This is a genomic window from Cycloclasticus zancles 78-ME (assembly GCF_000442595.1).
In the GTDB taxonomy this organism is placed as follows: Bacteria; Pseudomonadota; Gammaproteobacteria; order Methylococcales; family Cycloclasticaceae; genus Cycloclasticus; species Cycloclasticus pugetii.
Genome location: NC_021917.1, coordinates 1906118 through 1922673, shown reverse-complemented (window position 1 = coordinate 1922673; position 16556 = coordinate 1906118). Strand labels below are relative to the sequence as shown.

Annotated in this window: 14 protein-coding genes; 8 read left to right on the top strand and 6 right to left on the bottom strand. The window is 41.4% G+C overall.

Annotated elements, in window-relative coordinates; translation table 11 throughout:
* Positions 1-67 precede the first annotated feature (67 nt).
* From rpsA to CYCME_RS09235, 5 genes are all read left to right on the top strand, one after another.
* A complete protein-coding gene (rpsA, locus tag CYCME_RS09255; RefSeq protein WP_016389683.1) occupies positions 68-1735 on the top strand; it encodes a 30S ribosomal protein S1 in 1668 nt (555 codons plus the stop codon).
* A gap of 60 nt (positions 1736-1795) precedes the next feature.
* Positions 1796-2098, top strand: coding sequence for an integration host factor subunit beta (locus tag CYCME_RS09250; protein ID WP_015005501.1), 303 nt, complete (start codon positions 1796-1798; stop codon positions 2096-2098).
* 120 nt (positions 2099-2218) lie between these two features.
* Positions 2219-2509 carry a LapA family protein gene (locus CYCME_RS09245; RefSeq protein WP_020932841.1) on the top strand — a complete coding sequence of 97 codons (291 nt, stop codon included), beginning with the start codon at positions 2219-2221 and terminating at the stop codon, positions 2507-2509.
* A gap of 4 nt (positions 2510-2513) precedes the next feature.
* Positions 2514-3653: a lipopolysaccharide assembly protein LapB gene (gene lapB, locus CYCME_RS09240; RefSeq protein ID WP_015005503.1), complete on the top strand. Its 1140-nt coding sequence runs from the start codon at positions 2514-2516 to the stop codon at positions 3651-3653.
* A 133-nt stretch (positions 3654-3786) separates the two neighbouring features.
* Positions 3787-4050 (top strand): ComEA family DNA-binding protein, encoded by a 264-nt coding sequence (locus tag CYCME_RS09235; RefSeq protein ID WP_041932949.1) that lies wholly within the window; start codon positions 3787-3789, stop codon positions 4048-4050.
* Positions 4051-4113: 63 nt separating this feature from the next.
* On the opposite strand, the gene CYCME_RS09230 is transcribed toward CYCME_RS09235, so the two are convergent.
* The 3 genes from CYCME_RS09230 to CYCME_RS09220 are packed head-to-tail and all read right to left on the bottom strand — an operon-like array spanning position 4114 to position 8926.
* Positions 4114-5898, bottom strand: a complete 1785-nt coding sequence (locus CYCME_RS09230) for an acyl-CoA dehydrogenase C-terminal domain-containing protein (protein WP_020932839.1) — start codon at positions 5896-5898, stop codon at positions 4114-4116.
* A 2-nt stretch (positions 5899-5900) separates the two neighbouring features.
* Positions 5901-8225 carry a 3-hydroxyacyl-CoA dehydrogenase/enoyl-CoA hydratase family protein gene (locus CYCME_RS09225; protein ID WP_020932838.1) on the bottom strand — a complete coding sequence of 775 codons (2325 nt, stop codon included), beginning with the start codon at positions 8223-8225 and terminating at the stop codon, positions 5901-5903.
* Positions 8225-8926 (bottom strand): thiolase family protein, encoded by a 702-nt coding sequence (locus CYCME_RS09220; RefSeq protein ID WP_020932837.1) that lies wholly within the window; start codon positions 8924-8926, stop codon positions 8225-8227. The genes CYCME_RS09225 and CYCME_RS09220 overlap by 1 nt, the downstream gene beginning before the upstream one ends.
* A gap of 68 nt (positions 8927-8994) precedes the next feature.
* Between CYCME_RS09220 and CYCME_RS09210 the strand changes: the two genes are divergently transcribed.
* Positions 8995-10121, top strand: a protein-coding gene (locus CYCME_RS09210) for an IS3 family transposase (protein ID WP_420480295.1) whose coding sequence is annotated in 2 segments (ribosomal slippage) — positions 8995-9262 and positions 9262-10121 — 1128 coding nt in all. Because the reading frame shifts where the segments join, the coding sequence is not laid out codon by codon here.
* 33 nt (positions 10122-10154) lie between these two features.
* On the opposite strand, the gene CYCME_RS09205 is transcribed toward CYCME_RS09210, so the two are convergent.
* The 3 genes from CYCME_RS09205 to CYCME_RS09195 all read right to left on the bottom strand — a co-directional run bounded on the left by CYCME_RS09205 (position 10155) and on the right by CYCME_RS09195 (position 14096).
* Positions 10155-10631, bottom strand: a complete 477-nt coding sequence (locus CYCME_RS09205; RefSeq protein ID WP_020932836.1) for an acetyl-CoA acetyltransferase — start codon at positions 10629-10631, stop codon at positions 10155-10157.
* A 486-nt stretch (positions 10632-11117) separates the two neighbouring features.
* Positions 11118-12779 (bottom strand): long-chain-fatty-acid--CoA ligase, encoded by a 1662-nt coding sequence (locus CYCME_RS09200; RefSeq protein WP_020932835.1) that lies wholly within the window; start codon positions 12777-12779, stop codon positions 11118-11120.
* 75 nt (positions 12780-12854) lie between these two features.
* Positions 12855-14096 carry an OmpP1/FadL family transporter gene (locus CYCME_RS09195; protein ID WP_020932834.1) on the bottom strand — a complete coding sequence of 414 codons (1242 nt, stop codon included), beginning with the start codon at positions 14094-14096 and terminating at the stop codon, positions 12855-12857.
* Positions 14097-14314: 218 nt separating this feature from the next.
* Between CYCME_RS09195 and CYCME_RS09190 the strand changes: the two genes are divergently transcribed.
* Positions 14315-15109 carry an enoyl-CoA hydratase/isomerase family protein gene (locus CYCME_RS09190; protein ID WP_041933048.1) on the top strand — a complete coding sequence of 265 codons (795 nt, stop codon included), beginning with the start codon at positions 14315-14317 and terminating at the stop codon, positions 15107-15109.
* A gap of 18 nt (positions 15110-15127) precedes the next feature.
* Complete coding sequence (locus CYCME_RS09185; RefSeq protein WP_020932832.1) at positions 15128-16393, top strand: nucleotide sugar dehydrogenase; 1266 nt, start codon at positions 15128-15130, stop codon at positions 16391-16393.
* The last annotated feature ends 163 nt before the right edge of the window (positions 16394-16556 follow it).

Here is a 16556-nt window from a genome sequence, read left to right as displayed (position 1 = left end):
AGCCTTTTTTTAACTTAACCCTTTTTTTAAGGTCTTAGGACGTTAAAAAATTTATAAAGAGAACATCATGAGCGAAAATTTCGCAGAACTATTTGAAGAAAGCATTAAGTCCGCTGAACTAACACCGGGCACACTGATCACCGGTTTAGTAGTGGATATTACTAACGACTCAGTTATTGTTAACGCAAACCTGAAATCAGAAGGCAATGTGCCACGTTGGCAGTTTGTTAACGCCTCTGGTGAGCTAGAGGTTGCGATTGGCGATGAAGTTGAAGTTGTATTGGATATGGTGGAAGACGGCTTAGGCTCAACACTATTATCGAGAGATAAGGCGAAAAAAGCTGCAGCCTGGAAATTCCTAGAAAAAGCAGCAGAAGAAAAAGAAACAGTAACAGGTGTTATCACTGGCAAAGTACGTGGTGGCTTTACTGTTGAAGTAGGTGGCTTAAGTGGCTTCTTACCAGGATCACTTGTGGATGTACGTCCACTTAGAGATACAACCTTCTTAGAAGGCAAAGACCTTGAGTTTAAAGTCATCAAATTAGATGAAAAACGTAACAATGTTGTTGTCTCTCGTCGAGCAGTTCTAGAAACAGAATACAGCGCAGAGCGTGAAGCATTATTAGAAAACTTGAAAGAAGGCGCTATCCTTAAAGGGGTTGTAAAAAATCTTACCGATTACGGTGCATTTATCGATTTGGGCGGCGTAGATGGTTTGTTACATATTACCGATATGGCTTGGAAGCGTGTTAAACACCCATCCGAAGTGATCGAAATCGGTCAGGATATTGAAGTTCTTGTGCTTCGTTATGACGAAGAGAAGAAACGTGTTTCACTTGGCATGAAACAGTTGGGTGAAGATCCTTGGGTTAATATTTTAGACCGTTACCCAGTTAACTCTAAACTGAGTGGTAAAGTAACAAACTTAACAGATTACGGTTGCTTTATTGAAATTGAAGACGGCATCGAAGGTCTTGTTCACGTGTCAGAAATGGATTGGACTAACAAAAATGTTAACCCAGCTAAAATCGTATCATTAGGTGACGAAGTTGAAGTGATGGTGCTTGAAATTGATGATACTCGCCGTCGTATTTCATTGGGTATGAAACAATGTAAAGGAAACCCATGGGAAGACTTCTCAGCGATTCATAAGAAAGGCGACAAAATTAAAGGCCTTATTAAGTCTATTACTGACTTTGGTGTCTTTATTGGATTGGATGGTGATATTGACGGTTTGGTACATTTGTCTGATATTTCTTGGGATGAGAAAGCTGAAGAAGACCTGCAAAATTACAAAAAAGGAATGGAAATTGAAACTGTTATTCTAGCGATTGACTCTGAGCGTGAGAGAATCTCATTAGGCATTAAGCAGTTAGAACAGGATCCTTTCCAAGAGTTCTTGGCATCGAATGATAAAAATAGTCTTGTCAAAGGAACGGTAAAAGAAGTTGATGCGAAAGGCGCGGTTATTCAATTAGCAGAAGGTATTGAAGGCTACTTACGTGCTTCAGAGCTTAATAGAGACCGAGTGGATGATGCTAGAAACTTACTGACCGAAGGGGATGAGGTTGAAGCTAAATTTATTGGGGTTGATCGTAAGAACAAAACCATTAATTTATCTGTAAAAGCTAAAGATGATGATGAAGAGAAAGCAGTATTGAGCGACTACTCTGCTCAAAATGCTAGCACACCGACATTGGGTGATATCTTTAAGAACTCCATGGAAGATAAGTAAAAAGAGTCGAACATTAGGCGGGATAATGTATTCCGCCTAATGTCTACTTAAGGTGATAACGTGACAAAATCAGAATTAATTGAAAAATTAGCAGATCAGCAAGTACATCTGCCCTATAAAGATGTTGAGTTGGCTGTAAAATGCATCTTAGAAAGAATGAGCAGGGCGCTATCCTCTGGTGAAAGAATTGAAATTAGAGGGTTTGGTAGTTTTTCGTTGCACTATCGTCCACCAAGAATTGGTAGAAATCCGAAAAATGGCGAATCGGTTGCCTTATCAGGGAAGTATGTTCCTCACTTTAAACCGGGGAAAGAACTAAGGTCTCGGGTAGATAATGCAAAAGAAAGTTACAGAATTAAATAAAAAAAGCCCCTTTTAAGGGGCTTTTTTTTGCTCGAAGAAAAGAACTAAATATAATTTTAGCTTGTTATAATCAAGTACACATTGTTTGATAAGCTACATATAAAGGCTAAGAAGGTGCGTATGAAATTCATATATTTATTAGTTTTCGTGATTGTTCTAGTCGTGGGCTTTGTACTATCCGTTTTAAACTCCGCGCCTATCAAAATTAACTATTACTATGGCTGGCTTGAGATGCCACTCTCTTTTGCGTTACTGTCAGCATTTATATTAGGTGCCGTACTGGGGTTAAGCTCAAAAATTTGGAGTAATTTGATGTTACGACAACGTTACTCGAAATTGTCAAAAGAAGCGGCAGTTGCCAAAAAAGAAGTTTCTAGTTTAAGAACATACCCCGCTAAACAGATAAATTAATTGAATGTTTGAATTTGCAATAATGCTGCTACCGGTAGCAGCAGCCAGTGGATGGTACGTAGCATTTAGACATTATAATGCGAAGTTAAAAAAGCCTTCTAACGAATATGAAGGCTTTTTTAAAGGCATCAACTATTTGTTAAATGAGCAGCCTGATAAGGCGATTGATGTTTTTATTGATTTATTAGAAGTAGATGATGAAACCATAGAAACGCACCTTGCATTGGGTACGTTATTTCGTCAGCGCGGTGAAGTAGAAAAATCCATCCGTCTACATCAAAATCTTATTGCGAGGCCTCAAATTAGCCTAGATACGCGAGCCAATATTTTAAATGAACTCGGTTTGGATTATATGCGTGCCGGACTACTTGATCGAGCCGAGAATATTTTTCTTGAATTAGAAAAAATGGAGCTTCATGAAGTTAATGCGGTTCGACAATTATTGTCTATTTTTCAACAAGAAAAAGAATGGTTAAAAGCGATAGACTATGCGACAAGACTAGAATCAATCGAATTCAAAAAGCAACCTTTACTACTGTCCCATTTACACTGTGAAGCAGCACTATTGTATCGTTTTGAAGAGGATGCGGATATTATCAAAAGCCACTTGAGAAAAGCGCTTAAAATCGATCCATTGTGTGTCAGGGTTAATATTATTAGTGCGGAAATTGAGGTGGCTAAAGGTGAGTATAAGCAAGCATTGAAATTATTGTTAAAAATAATGGATCAAGATAGAAAGTTTGTGCCTGTATTTATTGATTTAATACTTAACTGCTATGACCGACTAGGCCGGTCAAAACAAAAATTTGATTTCTTGTCTGAACTTCAACAGAACAATGAATCAACCATTGTTGTCAGTCGCTTTTTAGATGTGCTGTTGGAACACAAAGGCTTGGAAGAAGCATCTGCTTTCATGCATAAAAAGTTACGTCAACATCCGTCGAAAAGTTATTTGAAATTGTATGCAGGGATTACACGTCCGGATAAAAATACCGAGCTTGAGTTCTTAAAAAGTATTATTAAACAGTTTGATAATGATGTACAAAATTTTCAATGTAAACAGTGTGGGTTTACTTCAGTTGATTTAAATTGGTGTTGTCCAAGTTGCCAAGACTGGGGGGTTATTGAACCGATCGAAATATAAAAGGTATTCTGTAAGTCTTTACCGATAACACTTTAAGGTTTTACGTATAGACGTAGGCTATCTAAATAGACGAAAGTAAATACGGTTGTATGGAATAAGGATGTTTAATCAACGTGAATGAATAAGGATATTTATGAAAAAGATTATTATATTATTGGTTTCATTAAGTTGTTTTTGCTTTTCTTTCATGGCATTGGCAGTAAATATAAACACAGCGGATGCCGATGATATTGCAAAAGAACTTAAAGGTGTTGGCCCAGCTAAAGCAGAAGCGATTGTTAATTACCGTGAAAAAAATGGTGCCTTCAAAAGCCTGAAAGAACTGACTAAGATAAAAGGTATAGGCGCGTCTACGGTTGATAAAAATCGTGAAAATATTCAACTGGATGTAATGTAGAGCTTTTTATGGAGTGAAAAAGCCCTGTTAATTCAGGGCTTTTTTATGCTCATACCTTGATGGTTAAAACTGCTCTTCCTTAAGGCTCATGGTGCTATTACAGCCAGCCAAGATGTTAGACAGTAGAGAGCCTGTTTGAGGCAAGAGGCGTTGCATATAAAATAGGCCTGTGTTGAGTTTTGCATCGTAAAAATCGGCACTCATTTCGCCTTTACGATAGGTGATTTGTTCAGCCATTTTTGCCCACATATAACCAAGAGCGACTAAACCAAACATATTTAGGTAATCGCTAGCAGCGCTAGCAGCTTCATCTGGGTCTGATAACCCTTTTTGTGCAATAAAGAGAGTTGCTTGTTGTAATCTTGAAAATGATTTCTGTAAGGGTAATATATAGGCTGTTAACGGCTTATCGTTAGCATATTGCTCAAGAAAGTTAGAGATGGGGTGAAAGAAATGCCGTAAATATTTACCCATTTGCTCGGGTAATTTTCGACCGACTAAATCAAGCGCTTGAATACCATTTGCACCTTCATAAATTTTACTAATTCTTGCATCTCGTAAATACTGTTCCATTCCATTTTCACGGATATAACCATGGCCACCGTATACTTGTATACCTAGGCTAGTGACTGTTTCTCCAATATCAGTAAGAAATGATTTAAAGACCGGTGTTAATAAAGAAACAAGCTCATCTGCTTCTTGCCTTTGTTGTTTGTTATCAGCATGCTGGGATAGGTCAAGTTTGTAAGATAACCAGCTACTTAAGGCTCGCGCACCTTCTGTGTAAGCCTTCATTGTCATCAGCATGCGTCTAATGTCAGGGTGAACGATCAGTGGGTCGGCAGCTTGTTCGGGGTACTTTGCCCCACTAAGAGCTCTGCCTTGAAGACGTTCTTTAGCGTAATCTTTAGCACTGCAATAAGAGGCTTGAGCAATGGCCAAGCCTTGAATACCAACATGGAGCCTAGCGCTGTTCATCATAACAAACATCGCTTTCATCCCTTTGTTTAGCTCGCCAACAAGAAAACCTTTCGCGTTATCAAACTCTATAGAGCAGGTGGATGAGGCGTTAATGCCCATTTTATGTTCTATTCCGCTACAAAAAACACCGTTGAGTTCTGCCAGGGTTCCATCATCATGAACGTTGAACTTGGGCACTAAAAACAAACTAATTCCTTTGATTCCTGAAGGGGCATCTGGGGTTCTTGCTAATACTAGGTGTATTATGTTTTCTGTTAAGTTATGCTCGCCAGCGCTAATAAAGATTTTACTGCCGGAAAGGTGATAATTACCCTCACTTTGTGGAACCGCTTTTGTTCGAATAAGCCCTAAATCTGTGCCACATTGAGGTTCTGTTAAACACATTGTGCCACTCCATTGCCCGGAGACCATATTAGATAGAAATTTTTCTTTTAAATCTTCGTGGGCAAATTTTTCGATAGCGTTATAGGCACCAATAGTTAACCCCATGTACATGGTGAATGACATATTGCTTGAAATAAGCATTTCATCAACGGCATTGGCAATATAATGAGGTAAGCCCTGTCCGCCGTATTTAGGATCACAGGTTAAATTCCCCCAGCCAGAGGCTGTCATTTCTTGATAGGCTTCTTTAAAACCATCAGGCGTTGTAACGACGCCATCATGGTATGTGCAGCCTTGTTCATCACCCGCTTTATTTAAAGGAAATAATAATGTTTCGGACACCTTTCCAGCCTGTTCAAAAATAGCATCTGTCAGGTCTGTCGTCATCTCTGAGAAAGTAGGTATGTTACTGAGTTCGTCAGTTTCTAAAAATTCATTTATTAGATACTTAATGTCGTCAATCGGCGCTTTTAATGTAGCCATGTTTAGTTCCTCAGCGGTTTGCCAGTTTCTAGTGTGTGCTGCATACGATCTAATGTATTAGTATTTTTGATCAGTGTTACAAAGGCTTGGCGTTCGAGTGCATATAAATCATCTTCAGTATGTAGTTCAGTAATATCTGTGTCACCTCCACTCAATACCATAGCTAATTGGTCGGCAACGGTGCTGTCGTAGGGTGTTGCCTTACCTGTATTAACAAAATTGTTAACGGCTAAATTAAGCGCTATACGTGCGGTGCTGCCGGGTAGTGATACCTCAGCTTCTTCAGGAGCAAGGTAGCCCTCAACCAGTTCTAAGGCTTTGTGTTTTGCGTCAAATAATAAGCGTTCACGATTCATCGTGATGCCATCTGTTGGGCGCATGAATAAGTGGCTTTTCGCTTCTTCTGCTGAGCTGGAGACGGTGGCAGTGCTGATTAATTCGAATGCTTTGCTGATCGCTGGCATGGGACCTTTAGCCCGTTTTGGGTTTAGCATCCAGCGGGTTAATAGTTCTTTACAGCCTCCCCATGATGGAATAAGCCCAACGCCTACTTCAACTAAGCCGAGGTAAGACTCTGCGTGTGCTTGAATGGCATCACAATGAAGCAAGCTTTCGCAGCCGCCTCCAAGAGCCATTCCAGATGGTGCACCAACAACAGGAAAGGGGGCGTATTTCATGGCTTTGTAGGTATCTTGCCCTGATTTCACCATCTGATTTATTTGTGGCCAAGCGGCTGTGTTAGCAGCAAATAAGGCTAAACCAATGTTGGCGCCAACAGAGTAGTTGTCGGCTTCATTGTATAAAACTAAGGCTTTGTAATTAGTTGGAATGACCTCAACTGTACTACCAATCAGAGCTAAAATATCAGGGTCAATCGAATTCATTTTGCTGTGAAACTCTAAACAGAGAACACCATCACCAATATCCCATAGACTTGCGGATGAATTCGACTTGATAGGGCGTTGGCTTTGCTTGATATCGGTTAATGTTAAAACCCCCTCGTGTTTTTCTACCGGACGATACTCACCGGCAAGGTTTAAGCTTAACGCCTGCTCGTTTTCAAAGGAGTAAAAGGTTTTTCCTCGTGCTGCTAACAAGAACGGTGGGATGGGTTGTTGGTTATCGTTTAGTTTATTGATAAACCAATCAACCCCGACTTTATCGAGCAGTTCGAACGGGCCATACTTCCAGTTATAGCCTAGCTTCATAGCTCGATCGATGGATTCAATATTGTCGCTTATTTCTGGAACTAAAGAAGCTGAGTAACACAAGGTTTTTGATAAAACTGACCAAGCAAATTGACCACCTTTGTCATCGAATGAAACCATTTTTCGTAGATCCTTTTTAACTGAAGGTTTTAGTGACTCTAATGTTGTTTGCTTGTGTGGGGCATATTCTCCAGTTATTAAGTTAATAGACTCTTTGGTTTTTTTACCGTTTAACGTACTGAGTCTATAAAATCCACCTTTTCCCTTGCGGCCTATATAGCCATCGGTAATCATTTTTTTTACGATGTCTGGAATAACCGTTTGTTCTTGAAATGGGTCGTGCTTAGGTAAGGAGTGAACCATGGACTCTAAAACATAGGGCATGATATCAATGCCCACTAGGTCCATTAAGCCAAAAATGCCTGTTTTAGGAACGCCCATTGGTGTGCCCGCTAGGCTGTCGGCCTCATCTACGGTTAGCTTTAGGCGAATGGCATCTAGTAAGGCAGTTTGTATCCAATATGTACCAATTCTATTAGCAATAAAGCCGGGTGTGTCATGGCACTTGACGACCCCTTTGCCTAGTTTGTAATCACAAAAATGACTTAAGCATTCCACAACTTTTGGCTGTGTATCTGGCCCGACAACCATTTCTAATAATCGCATATAACGAGGTGGGTTGAAAAAATGCGTGATGAGAAAATGACGTGAGAAGTCTTTGGATGTTCCAGCTGTTAAATCGCTAAGAGGGAGTGTGGAGGTATTAGATGAAATGATGCAGTCCGGTTTACGTATTGCGTCAATTTTTTTGTATAAATCTTGTTTCAAATCTAAGCGTTCAACAATTACCTCTATTATCCAATCTACAGTGGCTAAATCATTGAAATTGTCCTCTAGGTTTCCAGGTGTAATGTTTTTGGCGTTACGTTTATGCATTAACGCAGCTGGTTTTGTATTCAATAATTTTTTCAGGGCAGTTTGAGCAATGATGCTGCGATCTTCGGCACCCTCAGGAACGATGTCTAATAACAAAACTTTTTTACCGGCATTCGCAATCTGGGCTGCAATGCCGCTGCCCATTACGCCTGCGCCAATGACGGCGATGCTGTCTATTTTCATTAGAGAGACTCCAGGATAGTTGCAATACCTTGCCCGCCGCCAATACATTGAGTGGCTAATGCATAGTGTTTGTTTTCGCGCTTTAATAAAGCGGCTGCTTTTCCTGTGATTCTAGCGCCTGTCGCACCCAGAGGGTGACCGAGAGCAATGGCGCCACCATCAATATTAACTCGATTAATATCAACCTTAAGTTCTTGAATACAAGCGATAGACTGACTGGCAAAGGCTTCATTAATTTCAATGATGTCTATATCTGTAATCGTTAAGGATGCTCTTTGTAAGGCCTTTTTGGTCGCGAAAATTGGTCCTAGGCCCATTGTTTCGGGAGCGCAACCGGATACAGCAATGCTGTTAATTCGAGCCAAAGGCGTTAATTTATTTTGTATGGCGTACTCTTCGCTGCAAACTAATGTTGCTGAAGCGCCATCAGTCAGCGGGGAAGAGTTGGCCGCCGTTACGGTTCCGTCAGTAGAGAAAGCGGGCTTTAATCCTGCCATCTCTTCGATGCTGGTATTTGCTCGGATGCAGCCATCCATCTCAACAATGATTGAATCACAGTCTATGGGGATGATTTCATCTTTAAAGCGGCCTTGTTGCTGAGCGGCGGCAGCTTTTTGTTGGCTAGCAATGGCAAACTCGTCTTGTTGTGAGCGTGACAATTGGTATTGTTTCGCAACGTTTTCTGAAGCGGTTCCGCTCATTAGGACAGTAAAAGCCGTTAGTTAAGGAGTTATTTTCTGTATTATTATTTAAATAGAGGACACAGAAGATGAGCAGAAAAAGACGTAACCATTCACCAGAATTTAAATCAAAAGTAGCATTAGCCGCATTAAAAGGCGACCAAACACTGTCTGAATTATCCCAGCGGTACGGGATTAATAGCAACTTAATTGTTAAGTGGAAGAAACTACTATTAACACAAAGCAGTGAAGTCTTTGCTTCAGGTAAAGGTTTAGCGCCAGATAGAGAAGCTGAAATACAAAGTCTACAGGCTAAGATAGGCCAGTTGACAATGGAGAATGATTTTTTGTCCAAAGCGCTCGATCATTAGACCGGGCGCACAGAAAGGTCATGATTAATCCAAACTCCGTGTTGTCACGTACCCGGCAATGCCAACTACTCAATATTCATCGATCAAGTACGTATTACCGTGCAAAGCCCATCTCAGACGATGATCAGGCGACGATGAGGAAAATTGATAAGCTTCATCTGGATAAACCATTTTTAGGCTCACGAAGGCTTACCGACACCCTAAAAGAAGGTGGTGATCGTATTGGGCGTAACCGTGTTATTCGTTTGATGCAGTTAATGGGTATTCAAGCAGTTTATCCAAAACCACGAACCACTAAACGTAACCCTGACCATAAAGTCTACCCATACTTGCTCAGAAACATGAGTATTAACCAACCTAATCAAGTTTGGGCAACGGACATCACCTACATTCCGATGGATAAAGGGTTTAGCTACCTCACAGTGATCATGGACTGGCACAGCCGAAAGGTATTAAGCTGGCGACTATCAAACAGTATGGACGTGAGTTTTTGTATAGATGCCCTTGAAGAAGCCATTCACCACTATGGTTGCCCTGATATCTTTAATTCAGATCAAGGCAGCCAGTACACCAGTGGTGAATTTACACAGGTGTTAAAACACCACCAAATTAGAATCAGTATGGATGGTAAAGGCGCTTGGCGCGATAATGTGTTTGTTGAACGTTTATGGCGTAGCGTGAAATATGAAGATGTGTATCTCAATGCATATGAGTCGATGACGCATGCCAGATCATCATTAGGAAAATGGGTAAATTACTACAATCAACAACGCAAACACCAAACTTTAAAGGCAACACCCGATCAGGTATATTATGAAACCATCATGCCGTTAATCGCGGCATGATTAACTGGGAAAATAACTCCTAAGCAGGTTGTCCTAATTAGTGGAACCACTTCTTTCAGCTGTTTCCCCCATGCTGATATAGGCTGCTGGTAGGGTGTTGAATAAGGCTGGGTTTGGCATAGGGTTATACCCGCCCATGGGAATGCGACTCATTGATTCAACGCCAGCACAGATAAAGGCTTCTCCTGCATTCATTTGAATAGCACCGGCAGCCATATGAATGGCTTGCATAGAAGAGCCACAAAAACGATTAACTGTGACCCCGGCAACACTGTTGGGTATTCCTGCCATTAAACCACTCAGTCTGGCGATATTAAGACCTTGTTCGCCCTCTGGGAAAGCACAGCCCATTATAATGTCTTCTAGTGAGCCTGAGTCGATGCCTGTTTTGCTAACTAGGCCGGCGATCACTTGAGAGACCAGGGTGTCTGGCCTTAGGGTTGCTAAAGCGCCCTTATGGGCAAAAGTTTGGGGTGATCGTACGTAAGCTGCTATAACAACATTTTTCATGATTTGCTCCATCTGATGGCAGGTTGAATGCTGAGAGTTTTTGAGACGGTGGGTTAGGTTTGTTTACGTTTTGCATGTTTTTTTCAGTCCCATGTCGACGCTCAGTGAACGGCCTAATGTGGCCTGCTGAGCTGATAAGTAGAGGGGTTATATGTGTTGTTTGTTCTGTAGGACTGTTATATGACGCCGTAAAAACGTTGATATTAATGAATGAATAGCGAAAAGGTTTAGCGCAAAGCGTTAGCCACTTATGTGTGTAACCGTTATAAGGAAAGGTGAGGTTAAAAATAGGACTTTTAGAGTTTTTAAAGCGGCTCGTTTTATAGCGTGCTAGCGTATAAGTTCTAACATTTGCAATGCCAGTTATCGTTATTGCTATGTATAACGTGTCATGTTTCATATTATGCCTAATATGCAATATGCGCCTGCCTTATAGTAACGTCAATTGAACAAGCGGGTAGATACAAAAACGCAGCTTGGCATTGACTATAAAGACCGAAGTTCACGCCTTAAAACCTTACCGACATTGGTTTTAGGTAGTTCATGAATAAAAACAATTTTATCGGGTGTTTTATAGGCGGTAAGGCTCTTTCTGCAATGTGCCAGTAGTTCGCTTTCTGTTAATGATTGGTCTTTTTTGACAACAAACGCTTTAACAGCTTCACCACGTAGGTCATCGGGTACGCCAATAACGCCACATTCTAAGACGCCTTTATGTTCAACAATAACGCTTTCTATCTCGTTTGGGTATACGTTAAAACCAGAGACTAAAATCATGTCTTTTATACGGTCGACAATGTAGAAAAAGCCATTACCATCCATTTTTGCAACATCACCGGTTTTAAACCAGCCATCGTTGGATAGGACTTCTGCGGTATCTTCTGGGCGATTCCAATAACCCTGCATAACTTGTGGGCCTTTAACGCAGAGTTCCCCCGCTTTACCATCTGGAAGCGTATCACCCTGGTCGTTTATTAGTTTGCAATAGGTTGATGGAATGGGGAGTCCAATACTGCCGTTAAATTCTTCCAAATTTAAAGGGTTAATACAGACAGCGGGTGAGGTTTCGGTTAAGCCAAATGCTTCTACAAGCGTGCATCCCGTTATTTTCTTCCATTGAGCAGCGACGGCTGGTTGTACCGACATGCCGCCACCTAATGATATTTTAAGTTGGGTGAAGTCTATATCTGCAAAGCCAGGTGTATTAATAAGAGCATTAAAAAGCGTATTCACTCCAGTTATGGCGGTAAATGGGGTGTTGCTAAGTTCTTTAACGAAGCCTTTGAAGTCTCTTGGGTTGGTAATTAATATATTGTTTGCGCCCGCCTCCATAAAGACCAGACAATTAGCAGTAAGGGAAAAAATGTGATAGAGCGGCAAAGCAGTAATAATAGCTTCACGGCCCGGTAGTACGTCATTTTTTATCCATTCGGATGCCTGTAACATGTTAGCAACCATGTTTTTATGCGATAACATGGCGCCTTTGGCAACACCAGTTGTGCCGCCTGTGTATTGCAGAAATGCAATATCATGATGGCTAAGTGGTGTTGGTACAAAGTCCTGGTTTGATCCTTCAGATAAGACGGTTTTGAATGAAATGGCGTTGGGTAGAGTGTAAGGAGGGACCATTTTTTTTAGATATTTAACCGCCCAATTGATGAGAATAGATTTAGGGAAGTTAAGCATGTCGCCCATTTTGGTAACAATAATATGCTCAATATCGGTATCAGTTACAGCTGCTTGAACTGTGCTGGCGTAGTTTTCAACAACAATAATCGCCTTGGCACCAGAATCTTTTAGTTGGTGGTGTAATTCACGAACGGTATAAAGCGGGTTAGTATTAACGACTGTTAGGCCAGCTCGCAAAACACCAAAAATTGAAACAGGGTTTTGCAGTAAGTTTGGCATCATAATGGCAACACGTTCTCCTTTTTCCAGCCCAAGTTTATTTTGTAAATAGGCGGCAACTGATTCTGTAGCATCGCTAAACTCGGCATAGCTAATTGTGGTGCCGAAATTGCTAAAGGCTGGGAGGTTTGCATACAACTCCACACTGTGTTCAAAGATCTCGACGAGAGAGTTATATTGATGAATATCAATATCTGAATTTACACCATCGGGGTAACTGGTTAACCAAGGCCTATCCATGATGTTCTCCTTTGTCGATTAGGCGTTTAAGTATGTTGATATCGGTTTTTATAATGGCTATAAACGTCTACTGGTCTACATATTCCAGCGCAGTTGTACGCTGATAATATCAGCATCAGACTCATAGTCTCCTCTAACAGCGCTAAGTTCTGCTGGGTTAAGTCCAGTGACTTCAGAAGATCTATTGATTTTTGTGTCCGGTACGAAGAGGTGAGCATAGCCCGCGTCAAGAGATAAATTATCGGCAAGTTGGTAACTAGCGCCAATGGCTAACCAATATCGGTCATTATCAGGGAAGCGTGAAGAACGGGAAGATGCATTTCTTGCAGCGCCTTCATCGTAAGCTGCGCCTATGCGGTATGTCCAAGGGCCCTCTGTTGAATAGGTAGCACCAAGAGACAGACGAATATTGTCTTTAAGTCGTAAGATATCGGTGCTATCTGCTTTAAGTGGGTTATCAAACATAATGACTAGAGCGGGCACAGAGCTCCAGCCGACCCAAGTGGCATCCGCCATAATATCAATACTATCATTCCATTGGTGGTGGATGCTTAATGATGCACTGGCGGGCAGATCAGGTTGAACGTCTAAATGGGTATCTGCTAAAACAAGGTCTAAATTTAAAGCGGATGTAATATTACGGAAATCGGCATCGCCTTTAAAGTCATGCTTTATTTCTGATCGATAGGAAAGCCCAATGCGTGTTTTATTGGTTATGTTGTACAGTGCTCCTAGGTTAAAACCATACGATATGTCATCGGCCTCTAAGTGAGAAAAGCCGTCAGGAATAGCTCCTAAAACAGAAAAATCTACCTTATTATTTAAAGTGGCCTCAATGTATTGAATGCTGATGCCAAAGCCAAGTGAGAGGTTCGTTGTGGCTTTCCAAGCTACGGAGGGGTTGATATTAACGGTAACAATTTCAGACTCAATCGCCTGATACTTTCCAATCCAGTCAGCGCCATATTTTGTTGCAAGTCCAAACGGTGAGTTAATGCCTACGCCCACTTTGACATCATTATCTAGGCTGTGGACATAGTAAAAATTGGGTACATAGGCAAAACGTCCGCCGTCTTCTGAGCCATCTGCAAAGTTGCTAGCGCCAGCAGAGTTAGTGCTTCCGTCGTCATCAAAATCAAATGAAGGCGCGATAAAGTGCATGCCGAGTACCATTTGGTTGCCATTAATACGCGTCATGCCCGCTGGGTTAAACCAAATGGTCGAGGCGTCTTCAGCAGAAGCTGCACCACCTGCAAAGGCGTTCCCCAAACCAAGTGCGCTTTGTTCGGCGACACCGAAAGCGGCTGAGTGAGACATTGGAGAAAAAAAGGTAATGTAAACAGGGTGGATAAAGCAAAAACTTTAATAGAGCGAGTATTCATGTTACATCCTCCAGTCATTTACTTTTGTAATTAGTATTTTTATAAGTAACGTAATCCTTTTTTATGCCAATTATTAGAAAAGGTCAAATTTAGTTGCAAAAGAATAAGATCAAGGACACCATGCTTAATATTAAAATTATTAGGAATGAACAGATGTCGTCAGTTTTAGTGGAAAAGAAAGACGGTGTTGCTTGGCTTATTTTGAACCGACCTGAAAAGCTAAATGTGGTTGGTTCAACAATGCCGGCTGACTTACTGTGCTGTACTGAGGAGTTGAAAAATGATGAGAGCATTAAGTGTGTCATTGTCACCGGTGCGGGAGATCATTTTATGGCTGGGGGCGACATTGATTACTTCAAATCACTTGTAGATGCTTACGCAATAGAGGGTGAGTCAGCATTACCGGGTGATATGTTTGATAATTTGCATCAGGCAATATTGAATCTTGTCATGATGGAAAAGCCCGTTATTGCCTGTGTTAAGGGAGCTGTTGCAGGGTTTGGGTTAAGTTTAATGTTAGCGTGCGATATGGTGGTGGCGGCGGATAATTCAGTGTTCTCCGTTGCATATTGTAAAATTGGCACTACACCTGATGGTGGCATGAGTTATTTCTTACCGCGAGCAGTTGGTCAAAAAAGAGCGCTGGAATTATCACTAACTGGGCAACGTTTCTCCGCAGAGCAAGCTGAACGTTGGGGAATGGTTAATCGAGTTGTCGCTGTCGAGTTGCTAGAGACAGAGTCAATGGCTCTTGCCGAGTCACTATGTAAGGGGCCGAAAGATGTTTTAGCAAGAACCAAGCGGTTATTTAACCAGACGTATGAGACCAGTCTAAAAGATAGATTAAATGAAGAAGCGGATAACTTTTTTTTGAGTATGTTAAAAGAGGATTTCGTCGAAGGGGTTACCTCATTTTGCGAAAAGCGCCCAGCAATTTTTAAAGAATAAATAGAGGGTTAGTGCAAAATGACATTTAATGTCGCCGTGATAGGCCTTGGTTATGTTGGTTTGCCATTAGCCGTTGAGTTGGGTAAACAGTTTCCAACGGTTGGCTTTGATATTGATAATGAGCGTATTTCTGCATTACATAAAGGCTCTGATGTTACCTTGGAAATATCAGCTGAAGAGATCAGTGCTGCGAAGCAATTGAGATTTACAGCAAAGGCAGATGAAATATCGGCTGCGAATATCTACATTATTACGGTTCCCACGCCGATAGATAATGGTAATAACCCAAATTTAACACCGATTAAAGAAGCGACAAAAGTGGTGGCTAACTACCTGGGCAAAGGGGATGTTGTTATCTATGAGTCTACAGTGTACCCGGGGGCAACAGAAGAGGTTTGTGCGCCAATTCTTAGGCAGATATCAGGGCTGACATATAACGAAGAGTTCTTTTGTGGTTATAGCCCCGAGCGCATTAACCCGGGGGATAAAACACGTAGTTTAACGTCTATTGTTAAAGTAACATCTGGCTCAACGCCGGATACCGCAGCGCTAGTGGATCAGCTTTACCAGTCAATTATTTCAGCCGGCACTTACAAGGTTAGTAGCATCAAAGTGGCTGAAGCATCCAAAGTTATTGAGAATACACAGCGCGATATTAATATAGCCCTTATGAACGAATTGGCGCATATTTTTAGCCGTCTTGGTATAGATACAGAAGAAGTGCTTGAGGCTGCAGGGACAAAGTGGAACTTCTTACCCTTTAGGCCAGGTTTAGTTGGCGGGCACTGTATTGGAGTTGATCCATATTATTTGGCGCATAAAGCAGAAACACTTGGGTATCACCCGCAATTGATTGCTGCTGGACGACGGATCAATGACAATATGGGGTCGTTTGTAGTCAGTGAAGTGCTGAAACTTATGGCCAAAAAGCGTTTGAGTATTGTTGGTGCTAACGTGTTAATAATGGGTTTATCGTTTAAAGAAAACTGCCCAGACCTACGAAATACCCGTGTAATAGGCATGGTTGAGGAGCTTGAATCATACAATGCTAACGTCGAGGTGTACGACCCTTGGGTAAACGTTGATGACTTAAAAAATGAACAACAACTTAAGGTGATAAAGCAGCCGACTAAAGGATCGTACGATGCCATTATTATTGCTGTGTCGCACGATCAATTTAAAGCCCTGGGTGTGAATGCTGTTAGAGCCTTTGGGAAGCCTAATCACGTGTTGTATGACATCAAGTATTTGTTTGCTTCAAATGAGACAGATGGGCGGTTGTAACAAACAGGAATGAATGTTTGTGTTCTCGACGCGCATTAAGGCTGATCAGTAAAATACGCTACTAATTTGAATTTGCCTGTTATGTGTGGCCAATACTTGCATCGCTTTATTGGCGAGGGGGGTATTAAAAGTAGCTTAAGGTAACTATGGCTTGCAAACTGAG